Here is a 19,404-nt window from a genome sequence, read left to right as displayed (position 1 = left end):
ATGGACAGCAAGGTCAGGCAGGACATCGAGGAAACCGTTGAGACGATTACCGCTCCGGGAGTGAACACGGAGTGCCGTCGTCTCGTGCAGGTGATTCTCGCGGGTGGGTCAGGCACACGCCTGTGGCCGGTATCGAGGGAACAATTTCCGAAGCAGCTGATCGGCCTGATCGGCACCGAGTCGTTGTTACAGGCCACCGTGCAGCGCATGAAGGACTTCCCCGCAGCGTGGGACGTGGTGGCGGAGCCGGTCATCGTGTGCGGCGAAGAACATCGCTTCGCAACCGCCGAGCAGGTGCGTGAAAGTGGCGTGACTGCGCGCATCGTGGTCGAGCCTGCCCGCCGCGACACCGCCCCCGCCCTCACGCTTGCCGCACTGGCCGCCTGTGCCGACGGTCAGGACGCCATCCTCGTGGCCATGCCGGCCGACCATGCCATTGCCGATCTCGATGCACTGCATGCCTCCATCGAAACTGCCGCGCGTTTTGCGCAGGCCGGCGACATCGCCACGCTCGGCATTCCTCCTACTCGCCCCGACACAGGCTTCGGCTATATCCGCCTGGGCGACGCACTTCAAAACGGCGCGCACCGCATTGACCGCTTCGTCGAAAAGCCGCCCGCGGAACTGGCTACGCAATACGTGGCAGCCGGTAATTACTGGTGGAACAGCGGCATCTTCGTCGTGCGCGCATCGGTATGGCTTGCCGTACTCGAACAACTCCAGCCGGAGATGCACGCGGCATGTGTCTTGTCGTACGAACAATTGAATAACGCAGACGGATACTTGCGTCCATGCGCTGCGGAGTTCTCGAAGTCACCCTCTGATTCGATCGACTACGCGGTGATGGAGCACCTCGGCAAGCCCGGTTCGCCGTTCAAGGGCGTGGTCGTATCGCTTGAAGCCGGCTGGTCCGACCTCGGTTCGTGGGACGCGGTCTGGGATGCAATGGAGAAGGACGAATCCGGCAACGCGGCAAGCGGACGGGTCTTGTTCGAAGGCTCGACCGCGAGTTACGCGCGCTCGGAAGGCGGCAGGCTCGTGGCGTGTGTGGGCACGACGAACCTGATCGTGGTGGAGACCGACGACGCGGTGCTGGTGGCCGATCGCTCACGCGTGCAGGACATCAAGGGACTTGTATCGCGCATCAAGCTTGCGAAGTCGCCGGAAGCCGACGCGCATAGAAAGGTTCGCCGCCCGTGGGGTTTCTACGATTCCATCGATCACGGCGAGCGGTTCCAGGTGAAGCGCATCGTGGTGAATCCGGGGGCGCGCCTGTCGCTGCAAATGCATCACCACCGTGCGGAGCATTGGGTCGTTGTAAGCGGCACAGCGCTCGTCACGCGTGGAGAAGAGGAATTTCTGCTGAGCGAAAACGAATCGACCTACATCCCGCTCGGCGTGCGCCACCGTCTTGAGAATCCCGGTCGGGTGCCGCTTGAAATCATTGAAGTGCAGTCTGGGACCTACCTCGGCGAAGACGACATTGTCAGATTCGACGACAAGTACGGCCGGTGCAGTTAAACAACCGTCAAGCAAAAAAGTGTGTGGTTCGGGGAGAATAAAATGCGCGGAATAACAGACCTGCTGGCGCGAATATTCGATGTTGCGATGATCGTGCTGGGTGCGCTCGTGGCGTCGCAAATCCGTTTCGACGACATCTCGCAGCGTAGTTTCTATCTGGCGTTCGTGGCTTTCGCAGCGGCGTTTTCTCTCGCTGTGTTTCCTGCGTTCGGTGTGTATGCCTCATGGCGTGGCCGCTCGAAGGGGGCACTCGCGGGCCAGGTCGCGCTGAGCTGGCTCGTCGTGCAGGCCTGCGCGATGGTGCTGATGTTCTCCTTGCATCGTATCGACTTCGTGTCGCGTCTCTGGTTCGTCTACTGGACCGGCATGGCAGGCGCCGCGATGATCGCCGGCCGCCTGATCACGCACAGCGTGCTGGGACGCGTGCGCAACGCGGGCCTGAATTTGCAGCAGGTCGCAGTCGCTGGATGCGGCGAACATTGCGACGAGATCGTTCGCAAGATCGACACCGCGCCGGCAGCAGGCTTTCGTGCGACGGCAGCCTACAATGTACAGGCCGGTACCACGATGAACACGCGTGTGCCGGTGTTCGAAGAGCACGAAGCCTTTGCCAACTACGTGCGTACGCAGAACGTGGGTGAAGTCTGGCTCGCGCTGCCGCTGACCGAAGAACGCACGATCCTCAAGCTCGTCAACGAGTTCCGCAATGATCTGATCAACATTCGTTTCATGCCCGACGTGCGCACGCTCGCGCTCTTCGAAGGCAGCGTGACGAACCTGCTTGGCGTGCCGACCATCAACCTGGCGGCGTCGCCGTTGCCGCCGAACGCGATGATGCAGAAGGAGATCTTCGATCGCTTCTTTGCGCTGGGCGCCTTGCTCGCGGTCTCGCCGGTCCTGCTTGCCTGTGCAATCGCGGTGAAGCTCAGTTCGCGTGGCCCTGTGTTCTTCAAGCAACGCCGCAAAGGCGCGGATGGCCGCGTCTTCACCATCTACAAGTTCCGCACCATGCGCCTGCATGCGCAGAAAGAGGGCGTGCTCGAACAGGCCAAGCGCGGCGACCCGCGGATCACGCGCGTAGGCGGTTTCCTGCGTCGCACGAGCCTGGACGAACTGCCGCAATTCTTCAACGTACTGCGCGGCGACATGTCGGTGGTCGGACCGCGTCCGCATGCGCTCGAACACGACGATCTTTATCAGAAGGTCGTATCGGGTTACATCCACCGCTACCGGATAAAACCGGGCATTACGGGGTGGGCGCAAGTCAACGGCTTTCGCGGCGAAACCGATCGCATCGAAAAAATGGAGGGACGCGTAGCACACGATTTGTACTACCTCGGGAACTGGTCGTTCGGACTGGATATGAAAATTATCTTCGCGACGATCTTCAAGGGTTTGCGCCACACCAACGCTTATTGAGGCAGGGGACGACAACATGAACAGCCAACAACTATCCGGTGCTGCGGCGCCGAACAAAAACAGCCATGCCGTTCCCGGAACGCGTGTGGCACTCTCCCTGGCGATTGCAGCCATGCTGTCCGCGTGTTCGCTCGTACCGGGCCAACACATGGTCACGCCGGCTGCGTTGCCGGTCACGACGGCCGATAACGGTGACGTGACGAGCGACATGCAGATCCCGATCAAGCAGATCGACCTGACGCTGATCCGGCAGATTCATGCGGAGGAAAAGAGCAGCACCACGGCCCAGGCGCAGCTCAACCTGTTCGCCAAGCCCTCGGGTTACAAGCTCGGCTCGGGCGACGTGCTGCAGATCGTTGTCTGGGATCACCCTGAACTCGCGGCAGCGCTCGGCCAGCCGGCGCAGAACACCAGGCCCAGTGACCCGGCGCCCGGTTTTGTAGTCGACAGCGAAGGCAACATCCAGTTTCCGTACGTGACCCACGCGATCCACGCCGAGGGCAAGACCGCCGAGCAGGTCCAGCGCGAGATCTATGCGGACCTGAGCAAGGTGTTCGTCAAGCCGCAAGTGACGGTTCGCGTGGCTTCGTTCCGGTCGTCGCAAGTCTATGTGGATGGTGATGTGCGTGCTCCGGGTGCGCAGACGATCAACGACATTCCGATGACGTTGACCGAAGCCGTCAACCGTTCGGGCGGCTTTGCGCCGACGGCCGATCAAAGCCGCGTGACGATCACGCGCAACGGCGTGGCGTATCCCGTGAACGTCGCGCAGATGATGAGGCAGGGCAAGAATCCCGCCGACATCATGCTGCAGCCGGGTGACATGCTGCATGTGGATTCCCGCGACGACAACACCGTCTACGTGATGGGCGAAGTGACCAAGCCCACCGCCGTGTCGCCGTTGCGCGACGGCACGCTCACGCTGGGTGAGGCCATCGTGCAAGCGGGCCAGATAAACCAGGACACCTCCAATGCGGCGCAGCTTTTCGTGGTCCGCCAGTCGACCGGCGACTCGCCGGTGATCTATCGCCTGGACGCACGCTCGCCGGTGTCCATGCTGCTTGCGAACCAGTTTCCGTTGGAATCGAAGGACGTTGTCTATGTTGACAACAGCGGTCTCGTCCGCGCCAACCGTGTGTTGAACCTGTTGTTGCCGGCTATCAACGCGGGCCTGACTGCCGCGATCGTAACCAAGTAGTCATGGAGCTGCGTCCGGTGCCGAACGTCATGAAGATCACGAAGGTGACGACAGTGACGTTGGGCGCCGGCCCGTTTCGATTGTTCGTTTGAGTGAGCGACAAAAAATGGCCATCAATTTCGAAAACCGTTACGCGGACGTGGTGTCGACAGGGGACGAGTTGCGCTTGTCCGACTACCTGGCGGCCATCTTGGGAAGCTGGCGAATCATCGCCCTGGTGACCCTGGTTGTGGTCGCGCTCGGCACGGCTTACGCATTCATTGCGTCGCCGGTTTATCGCGCCGACGCGATGATCCAGGTGACCGAAAGCAATCCCGGAAACAACGCCAATAACAACAATGCCAACGCGGTGCAGACCGTGTCGCAGATGTTCGACGCGAAGTCGACGACAGCGGCCGAAATCGAGTTGCTGCGTTCGCGGCTGGTCGTCGAGGACACGGTCAACAAGCTGCATCTGGATATCAGCGCGCGCCCGCGCTACTTCCCGGTCGTGGGCGGCATGATCAGCGACATCCTGGGCACGCGCAATGGCCAGGCGCCCGTGAGCTGGCTGTCGGGTTTCGCTTGGGGCAACGAAACCATCTCGGTGCCGAAGTTCGACACGCCCAAGGAAGCCTACGACAAGACGTACATCCTCACTGCCGGCGAAAACGGCAGCTATGTCCTGAGCGACCCGGACGGCATCGCCATCCTGAACGGCAAGGTCGGCCAGGAAGCGAGCGGTACAAGCGCGCTTGGGCCCGTCACGCTGCTGGTTGAAAACATGAGCGGCGAGCCGGGTGCCAAGTTCGAACTGACGCGTGCATCCACGCTCGGTACCGTGGACGCGCTGCAAAAGCGCCTGACGGTGGCTGAAACAACGCTGCAGTCCGGCATCATCGCGTTGAGCCTCGAAGGTCACGACAGCAAGCTGACCTCGCAGATCGTGAATAACATCGCGCGCCGCTTCATTCAACAGGATCTCGACACGCGCTCGGCGGAAGCCGGCAAGACGCTCGCGTTCCTCGAGCAACAGTTGCCGGAAGTACGCGCGCAACTCGACCAGGCCGAGCAGAAGTACAACAACTTCCGTAACAAGCAAGGCACGGTCGACCTGAGCGAAGAAAGCCGCCTGTTGCTCCAGCAAGTCGTCGACAACAAGTCGAAGCTGATGGACCTGCAACAGCAACGCGCCGAACTCTCGCAGCGTTTCACCGCGAACCATCCGTCGGTGGCCGCGCTCGACGCGCAGATCGGTGCATTGCAGGCCGCACAAGGTTCACTGACCAAGAACGTTTCCGTGCTGCCCGATACCGAACAAACCGCGCTGCGCCTGCTGCGCGACGTGCGGGTCGATACCGAGCTCTATACGAACCTGCTTAACAGCGCGCAGCAGTTGCGCGTGGCGAAGGCGGGACAAGTAGGCAACGTGCGGGTGGTCGACTTCGCCGAACCGGCTGACGATCCTGTGCGTCCGAAGCGCGTGCTCGTGATCCTGATCAGCCTGGCCGGTGGCCTGGTGCTCGGCATCCTCGTGGCGTTCATCCGCAAGTCGTTGTATGGCGGCGTGGAACGTCCGGAAGAAATCGAAAATCGCCTGGGCGTGCGCGTGTTTGCCATCGTGCCGCGCAGCAGCCAGCAATTGCGCCTGCAGCAGAAGGTCGGTTCGCGCAGCCAGGGTCTTCATGTCCTCGCCGCGACCTCGCCGGAAGACGCGGCGGTGGAAGGGATTCGCGGCCTGCGCACATCATTGCAACTACAGATGGCCGATGCACGTAACAACGTGGTGATGCTGACGGGCTCGCGCCCGGATGCAGGCAAGTCGTTCCTCTCGGTCAACCTGGCGACCCTGGTGGCATCGACGAGAAAGCGTGTGTTGCTGATCGACGGCGACATGCGTCGCGGCGACGTTCACTCTCACTTCGGCGTGCGCCATATGCCGGGCTTGTCCGACGTGCTGATGGGCTCGGATATCGAAGCCGCGGTGCTGCATGACGTGCTGCCGGGCGTCGACCTGTTGACCAAGGGCTCGCTGCCGTCGCATCCGTCGGAACTGCTGATGAGCGACCGCATGCATGAAGTGCTGGAAGTGCTCAAGCACAAGTACGACCTGGTCATCATCGATACCCCGCCGGTCCTGGCTGTGACCGATGCAACCGTGATCGGCAAGCATGCCGGCACGAGCCTGCTGGTGGTGCGTCACGGCCGCAACCAGGTGGAAGAGATTGGCGAAACGATGAAGCGCCTGCATCACGGTGGCGTGAACATGAAGGGCGTGCTGCTGACCGACGTACCGCAATCGAGACTGATGTCCGGCAGCGCATACACGAACTACTACGGCTACGAGAGCATCCCTGAGTGATGCCTGGACGCGAAGATCTTGCGGCGCGCGGGGGCACGCGCCGCACATCCAATCTGAGAGACGAGAGGCACACGATGAAACGCAAGGTCGCTTTGATCACCGGCATTACCGGACAGGATGGCTCCTACCTGGCCGAGTTGCTGCTCGCAAAAGGCTATGAAGTGCACGGCATCAAGCGCCGTAGCTCGCTGTTCAACACGGACCGCATTGACCACCTGTACAGTGATCCGCACGAGTCGGATCGCAAGTTCGTCCTGCACCACGGCGACCTGACGGATACCTCGAGCATCACGCGGATCGTTCAACGTACCGAGCCCGATGAGATCTATAACCTCGGCGCGCAGAGCCACGTGCAGGTGTCGTTCGAGGAGCCCGAATACACAGCCAACGCGGACGGTCTCGGCGCGCTGCGTATTCTCGAAGCGATCCGCATTCTCGGCATGGAAAAGAAAGCGCGTTTCTACCAGGCGTCGACGTCTGAGCTCTACGGTCTCGTGCAAGAGTCGCCGCAGAAGGAAACCACGCCGTTTTATCCGCGCAGTCCGTATGCAGCGGCCAAGCTGTACGCGTACTGGATGACGGTGAACTATCGCGAAGCGTATGGCATGTATGCGTGCAACGGCATCCTGTTCAATCACGAGTCTCCCGTGCGCGGCGAGACCTTCGTCACGCGCAAGATCACCCGGGCGCTCGCGCGCATCGCGGTCGGCATGCAGGACGAGATGTATCTCGGCAACCTGTCCGCCATGCGCGACTGGGGCCATGCGCGCGACTACGTCGAGATGCAATGGCTGATGCTGCAGCAGGAGCAGCCGGAAGACTTCGTGATTGCTACCGGCGAGCAGCACAGCGTGCGCGAATTCGTGATCCAGGCCGCAGCCGAACTGGGTGTTCACATGCGCTTCGAAGGTGAAGGCGTGAACGAAGTGGGCATCGTGGACCAGGTCGAGGGGCGCGAAACGAAGATGGCCAAGGGTCACGTGATCGTCCGCGTGGACCCGCGCTATTTCCGTCCGACGGAAGTGGAAACGTTGCTTGGTGATCCGTCGAAGGCACACGCGAAACTGGGCTGGCGCCCCACCACGACATTCCCCTCGCTCGTGAAGGAAATGGTTCGTTCCGATTTTCAGATAGCACGGCGTGACGCGCTCGTCACGATGGCCGGATTCAAGGCACTTGAACACCACGAGTGAAAATCATGGATAAAAACGCACGCATTTTTGTAGCGGGTCATCGCGGCATGGTCGGCTCGGCGTTGGTCCGGCGCCTGAGCGGTGAGGGTTATCGCAACATCATCACGCGCACGAAGTCGCAACTCGACCTGACCGACCAGGTCGGGGTCAACATGTTCTTCGAGAAGGAGAGCATCGACGTGGTGTTGCTCGCCGCAGCGAAGGTCGGCGGCATTCTCGCGAATTCGACGCTGCCGGCGTCGTTTATCTACGAGAACCTCACGATCGAAACCAACGTGATTCATGCGGCCTGCCGCTGGAATGTGTCGAAGCTGGTGTTCTTCGGTTCTTCCTGCATCTATCCGAAGGCCTGCCCGCAGCCGATCAAGGAAGAGTATTTGCTGACCTCGGCGCTTGAGCCGACCAACGAGGCGTACGCCATCGCGAAGATTGCCGGGCTGAAGCTTTGCGAAGCTTATAACCGCCAGTACGGTTGCAAGTTCATCTCGCTGATGCCGACGAATCTCTACGGTCCGAACGACAACTACGACCTGAAGAGCAGCCACGTGCTGCCGGCGCTGATCCGCAAGGCGCACGAAGCGAAGCTGAACGGCGAAAGCACGCTGACGGTGTGGGGATCAGGCACGCCGCGCCGTGAGTTCCTGCACGTGGACGATCTGGCCGGGGCGGCGGTGTTCCTGATGGAGAGCGGACGTACCGAAGGCGTGTTCAACGTGGGCGTGGGCGAGGACCTGTCTATCCACGATCTCGCGGAGACGGTCTGCCGCGTGGTCGGCTTCCAGGGCCAGCTCGTGTTCGACGCGAGCAAGCCCGACGGCACGATGAGAAAGCTGCTGGATGTGTCAAAGCTGGGCGAGATGGGTTGGGTCGCGTCGACCGGGCTCGAACAGGGCATCCGGGCGACCTACCAGGATTTCCTGCAGCGCTACGAGGCGCTAAGCCAGCAACCGGCACATGCGTGAGCCCGAAGTGAGCTATTGCTTCACACACGCGCGCTACCAATCGGGGACAAGTACAACATGAACGCTACGGTCACTATTTTTCATAACGTCGTCTGGTCGCGGCACAAAGGTGCAGTGCTGTCCGCGCTGTACAACATATCCGGGTCCGGAACGATCAAGTATTCGATGGTTCAGATTGCCGACACCGAGCATGACCGCATCGGCTTCTCTGACGTGGACTATTCGTTCCACAGCTATCCGATGCGCAAGCTCTACAACGGCTGCTATGAGGACGTGCCGACCTGGCGCATGACGGCTCGCCTCACGTGGGAAGTGCTGAAGGCCAAGACAGACCTGGTGGTGCTGCCGGGTTATCACCGGCCCGAGTACTGGGCGATGATGGCCGCATGCATCCTGACGGGCAAGCGTCGCGCCGTGTTCTGCGATTCAACCGCACGCGACCGGCCGCGCAGGATGATGACGTCCATTCCGAAGCGCGTGTTTTTCTCGTTATGCGACGGTTATTTCGGGTTCGGTGAACGTAGCCGCGAGTATTTGATGTCGCTTGGCGCGAAGCAGGAAAAGATCTTCATTCCATGCCAGGCCGCCGCACTGCCACGCTCGTTTTCGCCGGAGCGCGCGCTGCCGGACCGGTTGCACTATCGCGCCGGCAACAAGCCCATTTTCCTGTATGTCGGCCGTCTGTCACCGGAGAAGGGCATTGGCACGCTGATCGATGCGTTCCGCGGGTTGAAGGAACGGATTCCAGATGCAGCGCTGCGCATCGTCGGCACCGGTCCGATGGGTGAAGAACTCAAGGCGAAGGTGGCCTCAATGGGCCTGTCCGATTCCGTTACGTTCCTGGGTAGTCTGCAGGACGAACCATTGTCGATTGAATACTTCAGCGCTACCTGCATGGTATTGCCGAGCATGAGCGAACCCTGGGGCCTGGTGGTCAACGAGGCGCTGAGCCACGGCTGTCCGTCGGTGGTGAGCGAGAGTTGCGGCTGCGTACCGGAACTGGTGATCGACGGCGTGTCGGGGTATGCGTTCCCGGCCGGCGACGTGCCTGCCATGCAACGCACGATGCTCAAGTCGATCGAGGCGTTCGCCGATACGGCAGGCGCTGCGAAACAATGCATGGGCGTGATCCAGCGTTTCGATCCGCCGTCCGCTGCGGCGAACATTGCGCGGGGCTGCGCGATGATGCTCAGCGACTGACCGTGGATCTTTGCTGCGGCCGGTCGATTCCAGAACCAAGAGAGGCATGCAGGGTCACCGAAGCGCGGTTGCGCGGGCGTGGTCCCGCAGCTGACGTTTCGCGAAAGTCCGTTCCGACGGGGCGTGCTCGCCCGGCGGAAGTGGAGGCATGATGAGAATCCTTATATACGGGCTCAATTACGCGCCCGAGTTGACGGGAACCGGCAAATACACCGCCGAGATGGCGGAGGCTTTGCAGCAGCAGGGGCACGACGTTCGCGTTGTGTGCGCACCTCCGTATTATCCGGAATGGAAGATTGCCAAAGGCTATTCGGGCTCGCGCGGTTCGCGCGAAATACGCAATCAGGTGCGTATCTGGCGTTCGCCCCTGTGGGTGCCGGCCCATCCGAGCGGTCTCAAGCGCATGATCCATCTCACTTCATTTGCGCTGGCCTCGCTGCCTGCGTTGGTCTTGCAGGTGTGGTGGCGTCCCGACGTCGTGATGTCGATTGCCCCGACCATGCTCAACGCGCCGGCCGCGCTCGTGCTCGCGCGTTTGACGGGCGCACATTCATGGCTGCATATTCAGGATTTCGAAGTAGATGCCGCGTTCGATCTCGGCCTGCTCAAGGGGCAGCGTACGGGACGCCTTGCGCGCACGATCGAAAGTGCGCTCTTGCGGCGGTTTAACGTTGTCTCGACGATCTCGGACAAGATGGCCGAGCGTGCAATTGCGAAGGGCGTTGCCTCTTCCAATGTGTTCCGCCTGCCGAACTGGGTGGATATCAGCGCGATCTATCCGCTTGATCGCGCGAATAAGTATCGCGATGAATTGAACATACCCGAGAGCGCGAAGGTCGTCCTTTACTCCGGCAACATGGGCGCGAAACAGGGCATCGAAGTGCTGGCGGGCGCAGCGGCTGCACTAGCTGCGCGCCAGGACATCGTGTTCGTGTTCTGCGGGAATGGCGCGACCAAGGCGGAGTTGGAGAAGTGCTGCGAGCATTTGTCCAACTGCCGGTTTATTCCGCTGCAACCGACCACACGCCTGAACGAACTGCTCAATCTCGCCGATATCCACGTGCTCCCGCAACGCGGCGATGCGTCCGATCTCGTCATGCCGTCCAAACTCACGGGCATATTCGCGAGCGGACGCGTGGTGATTGCCATGGCGCGTCCGGGGACTGAGCTTCATAACATCGTGACGCCGCGGGGCGTAGTCGTGCCGCCGGAGAATGTGCAGGCCTTGTCCGATGCTATCGAGATGCTCGTGGCCGATCCGGAGCAGCGCGCCATCCTCGGCGCGGAGGGCCGTGCATTCGCGGAGCTGAATTTATCGCCGGGGTGGGTGCTCGGGCGACTGGACGAAAAGCTACGCGTATTAAGGGGTGAAGGTGCGGCCGGGCGGATGAGCGAACGCAAGGAAGCGAAGACGGCCAGCGCGGCAAGCCCATCGTCCAAGGCGGGTTCCGCGGTGAAGCTGGTGGAGATCGAGAAGATCGATTGATCATTGGCCCACGGGAACCGGACGCGGCTCACGCTCCGGTGTAATCAGCCTGGTGAAGCTAGCCAGGCAACCTGCTTCACTGCCCGTTCCATAGGCTTGTTCGAAGCACGGCTCAAAACACCCACAACCGCAAGAACCTTTAATACGGAGACCGATAGATCTCTGTTGTTTTCTTGCCGGCCGGCTTCAGGCCGGTTGTGCTGTACACGGACTGCGCAGCGTCTTCCGGGGTAGTCACGAGCTTGCCGCCTGCGTCCTTCACTTGCACCCGCGCACGGGGCTTCATTGCCACCGCACCGGGGGTGATGAACGACGCGTTGGTCTGAGCCGGGTCCGCGTTGTTGGTCATCATCTTCTCAGCGGACGTGGTAGCAGCGGCGGCCTTCGCGCGGTTGCCAGCGGGAGCCTGCCCATAGGGATCGGCATAAGCTGCTCCATAGGTGTCAGGGCCACCCAGCAGCTTCTCTTCAGCCCCCAGGTCGGGCGTACCTGCATCGCCTCCGGCCGCATGGGCAGAAGGCCATGCCAAGCACGCGGCGCTCGCGACAGCCAAGGCTAATACGCGATGAAGCGAGGGTTGGCGATTGATCGATTTCATGATGCGCTCCGCAGGATCAGCAAGTAAATCGGCGAGTATGAAGATTGATTGTTATCCCAAAGCCGGCGTGGTGTCGAGCGGTTGCCACCCCTTGTTTCAGGGTAGTAAATCTTCTCGCGCACGCTCATGCAGATACCGCCAAAAGTCTTTCCCTTGCGGCCATTAGTGGGCTGGCGCACGAGAACGCCAAGACGTATCGCAGATAATCGTTTCACGCGGCGTTGTTATGCAACTGGTTATGCAATCCGCTGCACGGGCTCGGGGGCCGGCAATCATGCTCAGAACAATCGACGAACCTCGCGTTGAGGACCAGGTGGCGAATGACAAGGCCACCACCAGTCAGGGCCCACATCACAGTGCCCCGGGCGCAACCGAAGGCGCAGCGCGCTTCAATGGCGAGGGCTGCGCAGCCGGTGCAAGCACCACGGGCAGCGGCAAGGTCATCGACCTCAGTCTCGCGGGCAAGGGCAACTATGTGGCCCGGCGTGGCGTGGTGACGGAGATCGTGTGGTTCTTTATTGAAGCCGCCGTCATCAATAACAAGTTCATACCGGTATCGGCCGTACGCGTCTGGCTGTTGCGCCGCTTTGGCGCACGCATTGGTTCCGGTTGCCGGATGCCTCATCCCATTCGGGTGAAGGCGCCGTGGAATCTGGAAGTGGGCGACAACTGCTGGTTCGGCGTGAACGCGTGGATCTACAACCAGGCGCTGATTCGGATCGGCTCGAATGTATGCATCTCGCAGGACGCATTTCTCACCACCGGTTCACACGATCTGGAGAGCAACATGGACTTGCGCGTTGCGCCCATCGTGATTGAGGACGGCGTGTGGATTACATCGAAATGCGTCGTACAAATGGGCGTGACCATCGGCCGCTCGACAGTGGTGACGCCGCTGTCGGTGGTACATCGGTCGCTGGATGCAGAAGGCGTATATGGCGGGAATCCGGTGCGATTTATCAGGAAGCGGTTCACCGTATAGCACCAGAAAGGAACCAGAAAGGCACTAGGAAAGTGCGCCGCTGAAAAACGCATTTGTAGGGGCATGCCGGGCGCGTCGACCAGCGCGCTTTTGGCTGTCTGTGCCTTTATCTTGGCGGGTGACGAAGCACGAGTCCGACGATTATTACACGCAGGTAAGGCTTGCATGACTTCCTGGCTGCAAGTAATTTCGACTGAAACTCGCGCAGTGCTTCGTGGATTATTCAGGGACCGAAACCTGTCGGGTGCCGGCGGCAAATTGGCCGCGTGAAGCAGCACCGGCAGCGAAGCGTTTCGACAACGGGTGACGACAGCGGAGAGCCTGCACAACACGTGGGCGAACTGCTGCACACGAGAGGGAGCACGGGGAATGTTCATTGACAGCCGGAATGTTGAGCAGCGCGCGGTAGTTGAAACCACGGTCTGCATCATCGGGGCAGGGGTTGCCGGGATCACGCTGGCGCTCGAAATGGATAAGCACGGTATAGACACCGTCCTGCTCGAGAGTGGTGGCTACAAGCCTGACGATGCCACGCGCGATTTGTATCGCGGCGAGAACGTCGGCATTCCTTATACCTATGCGGATGGCAGTCGCAGCCGCTTCCTGGGCGGCAGCAGCAACTGCTGGGGCGGGTGGTGCCGGCCGCTCGATTCGTGGGACTTCGAAAAGCGCGACTGGGTGAACGATAGCGGCTGGCCTTTCGGGCTCGACGAATTGCGTCCGTACTATGCACGCACGCATGGCTTGCTCAAGCTGGGCGAAAATAATTTCGATCCTGCCTATTGGGAAGCCGCCATTGGCCGCGACGACGTCAGGCGTCATCCGCTGCCAAGCGGCACCGTTCGTGACACGATCTCGCAGTTCAGCCCGCCGGTGCGTTTCGGCAAGGTGTACAAGGCCGTGCTCGAGCGTTCGTCGCATGTGCGCGTGTTCCTCAATGCCAACGCGATGAACATCGACTCTGACACCGAGGCGCGCCATGTTACGCGTGTCGAGGCGGGTACGCTGAGTGGCCGGCGTTTCACCGTGGCTGCGAAGATCTTCGTGCTGGCAACAGGCGGGATTGAAAACGCCCGGCTGCTGCTGGCGTCGAACAAGGTGCAAGCTGCGGGTCTCGGCAATGGCAACGACCTGGTCGGCCGCTATTTCATGGACCACCCGCGCACCATGCAGGGCAGCATCAAGTTCAAGAAGCCGTGGGCGCGTAACAAGCTTTACGACATCAAGTATCACTATCAAAACGCTTCGGTGGCCGCGCACGGTCAGTTCATCTCGTCGCAGTTTGCGCTGACGCAGAAGGTGCTCGAACGTGAACGTTTGCTTAATGCACGCGTGTGGTTCTATTCGGTGTTTCGTGGCGAAAACACCGAGGGCGCTGAAGCGCTCGTGCGCTGCAAACAGGCGGTGTTGCAAAAGGATCAGCCGGACTGGAACTTCTCGCGGGACTTGTTGACCATGGCCATGCATCCCGTGGACACGGCGTGCTTTGGTCTTGCGCGTTTGTTGCAGCCGCGTCCGCTGATCACCGATGTCAAGTTCCAGACCATCGTGGAAGCGGAGCCGAACCGTGATAGCCGCGTGACTTTGTCGTCGCAGAAGGATGCGCTTGGCATCAATCGCGTTCGGGTGGACTGGCAGTTGACCGAGCTGGCGAAGCGTACGTTCGATCGGACCGTGACCTTGTTGGCGGAAGAAATGCAGCGAACCGGCGTGGCCGACGTGCAGCTCGACGAGCCGATGGAAGGCAAGCCGTGGCCGGCGCAGCTGGAAGGCACGTGGCATCACATGGGTACGACCCGCATGCACGATTCGCCTAAGCAAGGCGTGGTCGACCGCAACTGCCAGGTGCACGGCATGAGCAATCTGTATGTGGCTGGCAGTTCTGTCTTTCCGACGGTTGGAGCGAATTTTCCGACCATTACGATTGCGGCGATGACGCTGCGGCTTTCTGAACATCTGCTGAAGGCGTTGCGCGGCGAGATCTCGCCGCTTGCGTCGGTGACGTCGATTGGCGCGGGCGCTGAGCGCCGGACGTCCGAAGACACTACGTTGCCGTTCGCTGCGTCGACGTTGTGTTCGTCTTCGGATCTGGCCTTTATGGCGAAGAAGTAGGGCGTTTCTTTTTTGCTCGCGCCGGTGGACGGGGGATTGCTAGGTTTTGGGGCTGGCGGTTGGTCGGGTTGTCAGGTTTTGGGGGGGGTGGTCGGAGTCTATGCCGGGTTGGTGCTTTCGGCCTTAGTGGTCTGCGAGAGTCGGATTTTCTCTTTATCACTATTAGCCACTGTGCGTGGCGGCACGTCATTTCCTTGTCCAAAGCGACAAAGAAACGAAGCAAAGAAAGCGCTTTCAATCACGCTACCCTAAGTGTCCACGGCGTGCAGTTTTGATTCATAGGTGCCCCAAAAGCACGGTGCTCGCCAGAGCCACGGATGTGTGAAACCCTCCTTCTCCGAACACCGATACCCACACGCTTCGCCACCAGTGATTGAACCTGCCCAAGGACCACCCCGCGCTATCCGCGAACAACCTCCCGCCGAATTTGTCACGACGGACCATGCCGCTAACCCATCAAGAAACGGGGCAGCGCGGATGCATCGGGCCGTAGCTGGCGAAGAGAATCGTGCAGGCCGTGCAACTACCCTCCAAACATGAAGCCGTAAATATGCGTTCGACCGCGTAGCCCACAAAAAAAGCAGCGCACGCTCGGCCAACGCATCAAGAAGCGCGGCAGCGAATACGCGTGAGGCCGTGCGGGTCCCTCGGCAATTCGTGCTTGCCCGAGAGCGTACGGGGCGAAGCGTGTTCGTGTCAGGATTCGCGAGAAGGAGGGGTTCAACCATCCGTGGCTCTGGCGAGCACCGTGCTTTTGGGGCACCCATGAATGAAAACTGCACGCTGTGGACACTTAGGGTAGCGTGGTTTAAAAGCGTTTTCTTTGCTTCGTTTCTTTGTCGCTTTGGACAAAGAAATGACGTGCCGCCACGCACAGTGGCTAATAGTGATAAAGAGAAAATCCGACTCTCGTAGACCACTAACGCTGAAAGCAGCAACCCGGCATTGACCCCGACCACTAACGCCGAAAGCACCACCCCGGCATTGACCCCGACCGCTAACCCCGGAACCTGACAACCCGATCAACCACTCCCCCCAACCCCCCCAAGCCATCGACATCACCGCTCAACACTCACCAAAACCGGTCCACCGGCGCGAGCGAAATCCGCATCGTGCAACACCCGCAACAAATCCTTCGACATGGCCTCGACCGTGAAGCGTCGATGAAAAGTCTGCCTGGCCTGCGTACGCATCGCGGCCGCCAACGACGGTTCCAGTTCAAGCCAGTGCCTGAGACTCGATACCGTCCCGGCCACCGTATCCGATGCGACGAATCCCGCACCATCCGCTTCCACTTCGCGCCAGATATTTACCTTGTCGGAGATCAGCGCCGGCAGGCCGCATCCCAGCGCTTCAGCAACCGCAATGCCGAAATTCTCCTGATGCGATGGCAGGATGAACGCATCGCTTGCCTGGAACGCACCCCACTTCATGTCGCCAAGCAGCATGCCCGTCCACGTGATGCGATCGGCGATACCCAGTTCACCAGCCAGCTTTTGCAGCGCAGGTGTCCATTCGCCGCTGTCCGGACCGGCCATCACAAGGTGCGCAGAAGGATCAATATCGCGGATCTCGGCAAACGCCTTGACCAGCAGGTCACAACCCTTCTTCTCATGAATGCGGCCGAGGAACAGCAGCAGGCGCTTGCCATCGAGTTCGGGATAAGCCGCGAGAAAGGCATCGCGCACTGACGCAGAAAACGCCGGCGGCGAAGTAGTGCCGAAAGCCACCACTTCCTCGTTCGCGCGATACAACCGGAACGATTGCCGCGCGAGCACACGCTCTTCCTCAGCCGTGAACAACACACGGCGCGCATCGCGCAGCACGCGATATTCCGCCCACGGCCAGTACAGGGATTTCTTCAGATGCTTGAGCGGATAGGTGCGCTTGAACCACGGATCGAGCATGCCGTGCGGAAACACGTAGTAAGGCACGTCAAGCTCGCGCAACGCCTTCCACGCACCATAGCTATGGTATTGCCACAGGCCATTGATGATCACGGCATCGAACTGCGTGGCGTGTGTTTTAAGCCAGGGCACCAGATGCGGCGTCAGGCCATAGTTGCCACGCGACGGCCCGAGCGCATGCACGGTCAGCGGGAACGCGGCGAGCCAGGGCGCGGCAGGGTCGTCGAGCGTGACGACCTCCACTTCATGACCCAGCGAGGTCATGTCGACGCCGCTTTGCCGGACACCTTCGGTCGGACCGCCCGCACGCGGGTCGATAGTCGATAACAAATGCAGGATCTTCATTGCCGGTCGCCGCTTGGGTGATTGATCGGTGGTCGACGTGGCTCGATCTTCATGCCGATGTGTACCGCGACATCGTGCCCGTGGTGGGATCGCGGCCTTCGTTCAGCGCGGGCGCATGGGCGGATACGGGCGTCGGCATGGCGACGGGAGTGACCGGAGCAGGCGACGGCGCGGGTGTTCCAGGCCGGCGCTTCTTCGGTAGTCCTTGCTGCGCGCGATGCCGGGCTTCTCGTTCCCGCATGGCATACGAGAGACGCGTATAGGTCGCGACCAGCAAACCAAGCGCGACGCCGAACACGAGACCAGAGTAACGCGGGCCGAGTGGATTACCGCCGATCGACATCGCCGGCAAGCCCGCAAGCAGCAACAGCGAACGTCCCATCACGGGCAGGTATAGCAGGTCCGGCGCGCGCCGCCGCCACACGCGATACGCCATCCCGCCGAGGCCCAGTGCAAGCAGTATCGCAAGCGGCATCCAGAGACCGAACATTAAACCGCCCGCGAAGAACTGGTACACCCAGAAGTTGTGGCCTGCGGCAAATTCCTGGATCGCGTAGAAGTCCTTCTTGGAGATTTGTCCGGCGAGGTCGGGCAGATAGTCGGGCGAATAGTGATACACCGCGCCGTACCCCTTGCCCGCGATCAGCGACGACGGCGTGGACGTGACCTGATCGTACTGATCCTTCATCTCCGCGAGACGCGTGATAGTGGTCGGGTCCATGCCCGAAGTCGTTTCCTTCGAAGCGTAGATGCGTTGTGTCCAGTGTTCGGCGACATCGGGGAAAAATGACGCCGCGCCGACCGCCATCGCGGCGATCAACAGGCCGGTCAATGCCGCGCGCATGCCGGCCTTGGCCAGGTGCCGCGCCGACGGCGCCGACAGCCACGTCGCGAAGACGAACAGCAGGACGGTGCCCACCAGCAGGCTTCGCGTCACGCTCAGGAGTTCGATCAGGATCGTGCCGAGGAACAGGGCGAGGGTGATCTTGGTAAAGCGTTTAGCGACCACGAACTCATGCAGGAGGATGCCCTGCAAGCCGAGGAAGGTAGACGATATGATCCGGTAGCGCACGTCGTCGAGCGGGCCGCCGCTGGTCGCTATGCCGAAGGCGAAGGTGAAGACGAGCGAGATGGCCATCGACCAGAACAGCGCCTTCTCGAACTGCTCGATCCGGTCGCCTTGCCACGGTCGGCATGCAACAAGGTAGCCAAGCAGGAACAGCCCGAAGGGCAGCAGGGTGCGCAGATAGTTGCCGAAGTCATTGCCTTGCATGAGCTGGGCTACGATGCTGCCGGCCACGGTCATGATGGTTCCGGCTGTAATGATCGAACGCAATCGCGAGCGCTGTGTGAAGCTTGGCGCGATCAGCCACAGGATCAATCCGGCGGCGAGCACCGGCAAGGTCATGACGATCTGCATCGCGTGGCTGCCGTCGTCCAGTCCCGCCTTGTAGTCGAGCGCGAGAGGGCATATCAGCAGCCAGATCCATAAGATCGTGAATTTATTGCGCATGGGCTTGTCTCTCTTCAACTCTCAGTTTTCAGGCTTCGCTGCGGACACTTCGACGTTCAGCGGCGCATGGCGCCCGGTTCGGACACAGGCGATGTCGGCCTGGTGGTTCCCCTGATCGTTCTCCTGAGCATGCCTTGCTGAAAGCATCCTTTCCGTTGCATGGCTCGCATAACGTGTTCAGTTCCCGTTTTCAGCGCTCGTTATCAAGGTCAGCGGCCGGGCGAATTCAAACGGCTGCTTACTTCCGACGTAAAGGGGCCAACGCTGGATGGTCGCGAACCCGCATGGATCGTTCCGCACATTCGCCACGAAGCACGCTCGACGCGCGGCCTGTATTCGGTCTGCATCTCTAATGAGCAGCGCTTTCCCCAAAGCGGCTGGCTGGTTGCTCGGAATATATCAGCGGCCGAATCGGCTGCATCCGGGGAGGCGGTAAAGCACTAGTCTTCGTCTTGAATCGACGGGTTGCGGCACGCGTGCCGCCTCACGCAAGGCACGGAGGGGCCGTTGTTGACGGCCGATTACAGCCGGCTCCGGGTGCTGGAGTGTTGCCGCGGCGCACTGCCCGGCAATCCGCACAAGGCGTCGCTTGCGTGCGACAGCCCGCAGTGCATGGCCGTGAATGGC

13 protein-coding genes are annotated in these 19,404 nt (G+C 60.9%); 10 read left to right on the top strand and 3 right to left on the bottom strand.

The window, feature by feature from the left end; translation table 11 throughout:
• From ACSQ8V_RS14300 to ACSQ8V_RS14265, 8 genes are all read left to right on the top strand, one after another.
• Complete coding sequence (locus ACSQ8V_RS14300) at positions 1-1,521, top strand: mannose-1-phosphate guanylyltransferase/mannose-6-phosphate isomerase (RefSeq protein WP_436206096.1); 1,521 nt, start codon at positions 1-3, stop codon at positions 1,519-1,521.
• A 42-nt stretch (positions 1,522-1,563) separates the two neighbouring features.
• A complete protein-coding gene (locus tag ACSQ8V_RS14295; RefSeq protein WP_436182438.1) occupies positions 1,564-2,940 on the top strand; it encodes an undecaprenyl-phosphate glucose phosphotransferase in 1,377 nt (458 codons plus the stop codon).
• A gap of 16 nt (positions 2,941-2,956) precedes the next feature.
• On the top strand, positions 2,957-4,138 hold the full coding sequence (locus ACSQ8V_RS14290; protein ID WP_436206095.1) for a polysaccharide biosynthesis/export family protein: 1,182 nt from the start codon (positions 2,957-2,959) through the stop codon (positions 4,136-4,138).
• 106 nt (positions 4,139-4,244) lie between these two features.
• Positions 4,245-6,479 (top strand): polysaccharide biosynthesis tyrosine autokinase, encoded by a 2,235-nt coding sequence (locus ACSQ8V_RS14285; RefSeq protein ID WP_436206094.1) that lies wholly within the window; start codon positions 4,245-4,247, stop codon positions 6,477-6,479.
• 74 nt (positions 6,480-6,553) lie between these two features.
• On the top strand, positions 6,554-7,672 hold the full coding sequence (gmd, locus tag ACSQ8V_RS14280) for a GDP-mannose 4,6-dehydratase (protein ID WP_213768945.1): 1,119 nt from the start codon (positions 6,554-6,556) through the stop codon (positions 7,670-7,672).
• Positions 7,673-7,677: 5 nt separating this feature from the next.
• Positions 7,678-8,634, top strand: coding sequence for a GDP-L-fucose synthase family protein (locus ACSQ8V_RS14275; protein WP_436206093.1), 957 nt, complete (start codon positions 7,678-7,680; stop codon positions 8,632-8,634).
• 57 nt (positions 8,635-8,691) lie between these two features.
• Positions 8,692-9,834: a glycosyltransferase family 4 protein gene (locus tag ACSQ8V_RS14270; protein ID WP_213768943.1), complete on the top strand. Its 1,143-nt coding sequence runs from the start codon at positions 8,692-8,694 to the stop codon at positions 9,832-9,834.
• A 151-nt stretch (positions 9,835-9,985) separates the two neighbouring features.
• Positions 9,986-11,320 carry a glycosyltransferase WbuB gene (locus ACSQ8V_RS14265; protein WP_436206662.1) on the top strand — a complete coding sequence of 445 codons (1,335 nt, stop codon included), beginning with the start codon at positions 9,986-9,988 and terminating at the stop codon, positions 11,318-11,320.
• A gap of 139 nt (positions 11,321-11,459) precedes the next feature.
• Here the strand turns inward: ACSQ8V_RS14265 and ACSQ8V_RS14260 are convergent, their stop codons facing one another.
• Positions 11,460-11,918: a hypothetical protein gene (locus tag ACSQ8V_RS14260; RefSeq protein ID WP_436206092.1), complete on the bottom strand. Its 459-nt coding sequence runs from the start codon at positions 11,916-11,918 to the stop codon at positions 11,460-11,462.
• A 274-nt stretch (positions 11,919-12,192) separates the two neighbouring features.
• Between ACSQ8V_RS14260 and ACSQ8V_RS14255 the strand changes: the two genes are divergently transcribed.
• Positions 12,193-12,900, top strand: coding sequence for a putative colanic acid biosynthesis acetyltransferase (locus tag ACSQ8V_RS14255; RefSeq protein WP_436206091.1), 708 nt, complete (start codon positions 12,193-12,195; stop codon positions 12,898-12,900).
• Positions 12,901-13,269: 369 nt separating this feature from the next.
• Entirely contained in the window at positions 13,270-15,012 is a 1,743-nt protein-coding gene (locus ACSQ8V_RS14250) for an FAD-dependent oxidoreductase (RefSeq protein WP_213768940.1), read from the top strand.
• A 1,058-nt stretch (positions 15,013-16,070) separates the two neighbouring features.
• Here ACSQ8V_RS14250 and ACSQ8V_RS14245 read toward each other — a convergent pair.
• Together ACSQ8V_RS14245 and ACSQ8V_RS14240 are read right to left on the bottom strand one after the other, a co-directional pair.
• A complete protein-coding gene (locus ACSQ8V_RS14245; RefSeq protein WP_436206090.1) occupies positions 16,071-17,264 on the bottom strand; it encodes a glycosyltransferase in 1,194 nt (397 codons plus the stop codon).
• 49 nt (positions 17,265-17,313) lie between these two features.
• Entirely contained in the window at positions 17,314-18,777 is a 1,464-nt protein-coding gene (locus ACSQ8V_RS14240) for a hypothetical protein (RefSeq protein WP_436206089.1), read from the bottom strand.
• Positions 18,778-19,404 lie beyond the last annotated feature (627 nt).

The sequence above is a fragment of the Caballeronia sp. LjRoot31 genome (assembly GCF_964253885.1).
Taxonomy (GTDB): domain Bacteria; phylum Pseudomonadota; class Gammaproteobacteria; order Burkholderiales; family Burkholderiaceae; genus Caballeronia.
This window is presented reverse-complemented; position numbering and strand designations above follow the sequence as displayed.

Bases quoted from the DNA above. Each gene is read 5' to 3' on its own strand.
- ACSQ8V_RS14300 (WP_436206096.1), top strand. From the start codon at position 1: ATGGACAGCAAGGTCAGGCAGGACATCGAGGAAACCGTTGAGACGATT.
- ACSQ8V_RS14295 (WP_436182438.1), top strand. From the start codon at position 1,564: ATGCGCGGAATAACAGACCTGCTGGCGCGAATATTCGATGTTGCGATG.
- ACSQ8V_RS14290 (WP_436206095.1), top strand. From the start codon at position 2,957: ATGAACAGCCAACAACTATCCGGTGCTGCGGCGCCGAACAAAAACAGC.
- ACSQ8V_RS14285 (WP_436206094.1), top strand. From the start codon at position 4,245: ATGGCCATCAATTTCGAAAACCGTTACGCGGACGTGGTGTCGACAGGG.
- gmd (WP_213768945.1), top strand. From the start codon at position 6,554: ATGAAACGCAAGGTCGCTTTGATCACCGGCATTACCGGACAGGATGGC.
- ACSQ8V_RS14275 (WP_436206093.1), top strand. From the start codon at position 7,678: ATGGATAAAAACGCACGCATTTTTGTAGCGGGTCATCGCGGCATGGTC.
- ACSQ8V_RS14270 (WP_213768943.1), top strand. From the start codon at position 8,692: ATGAACGCTACGGTCACTATTTTTCATAACGTCGTCTGGTCGCGGCAC.
- ACSQ8V_RS14265 (WP_436206662.1), top strand. From the start codon at position 9,986: ATGAGAATCCTTATATACGGGCTCAATTACGCGCCCGAGTTGACGGGA.
- ACSQ8V_RS14260 (WP_436206092.1), bottom strand. From the start codon at position 11,918: ATGAAATCGATCAATCGCCAACCCTCGCTTCATCGCGTATTAGCCTTG.
- ACSQ8V_RS14255 (WP_436206091.1), top strand. From the start codon at position 12,193: ATGCTCAGAACAATCGACGAACCTCGCGTTGAGGACCAGGTGGCGAAT.
- ACSQ8V_RS14250 (WP_213768940.1), top strand. From the start codon at position 13,270: ATGTTCATTGACAGCCGGAATGTTGAGCAGCGCGCGGTAGTTGAAACC.
- ACSQ8V_RS14245 (WP_436206090.1), bottom strand. From the start codon at position 17,264: ATGAAGATCCTGCATTTGTTATCGACTATCGACCCGCGTGCGGGCGGT.
- ACSQ8V_RS14240 (WP_436206089.1), bottom strand. From the start codon at position 18,777: ATGCGCAATAAATTCACGATCTTATGGATCTGGCTGCTGATATGCCCT.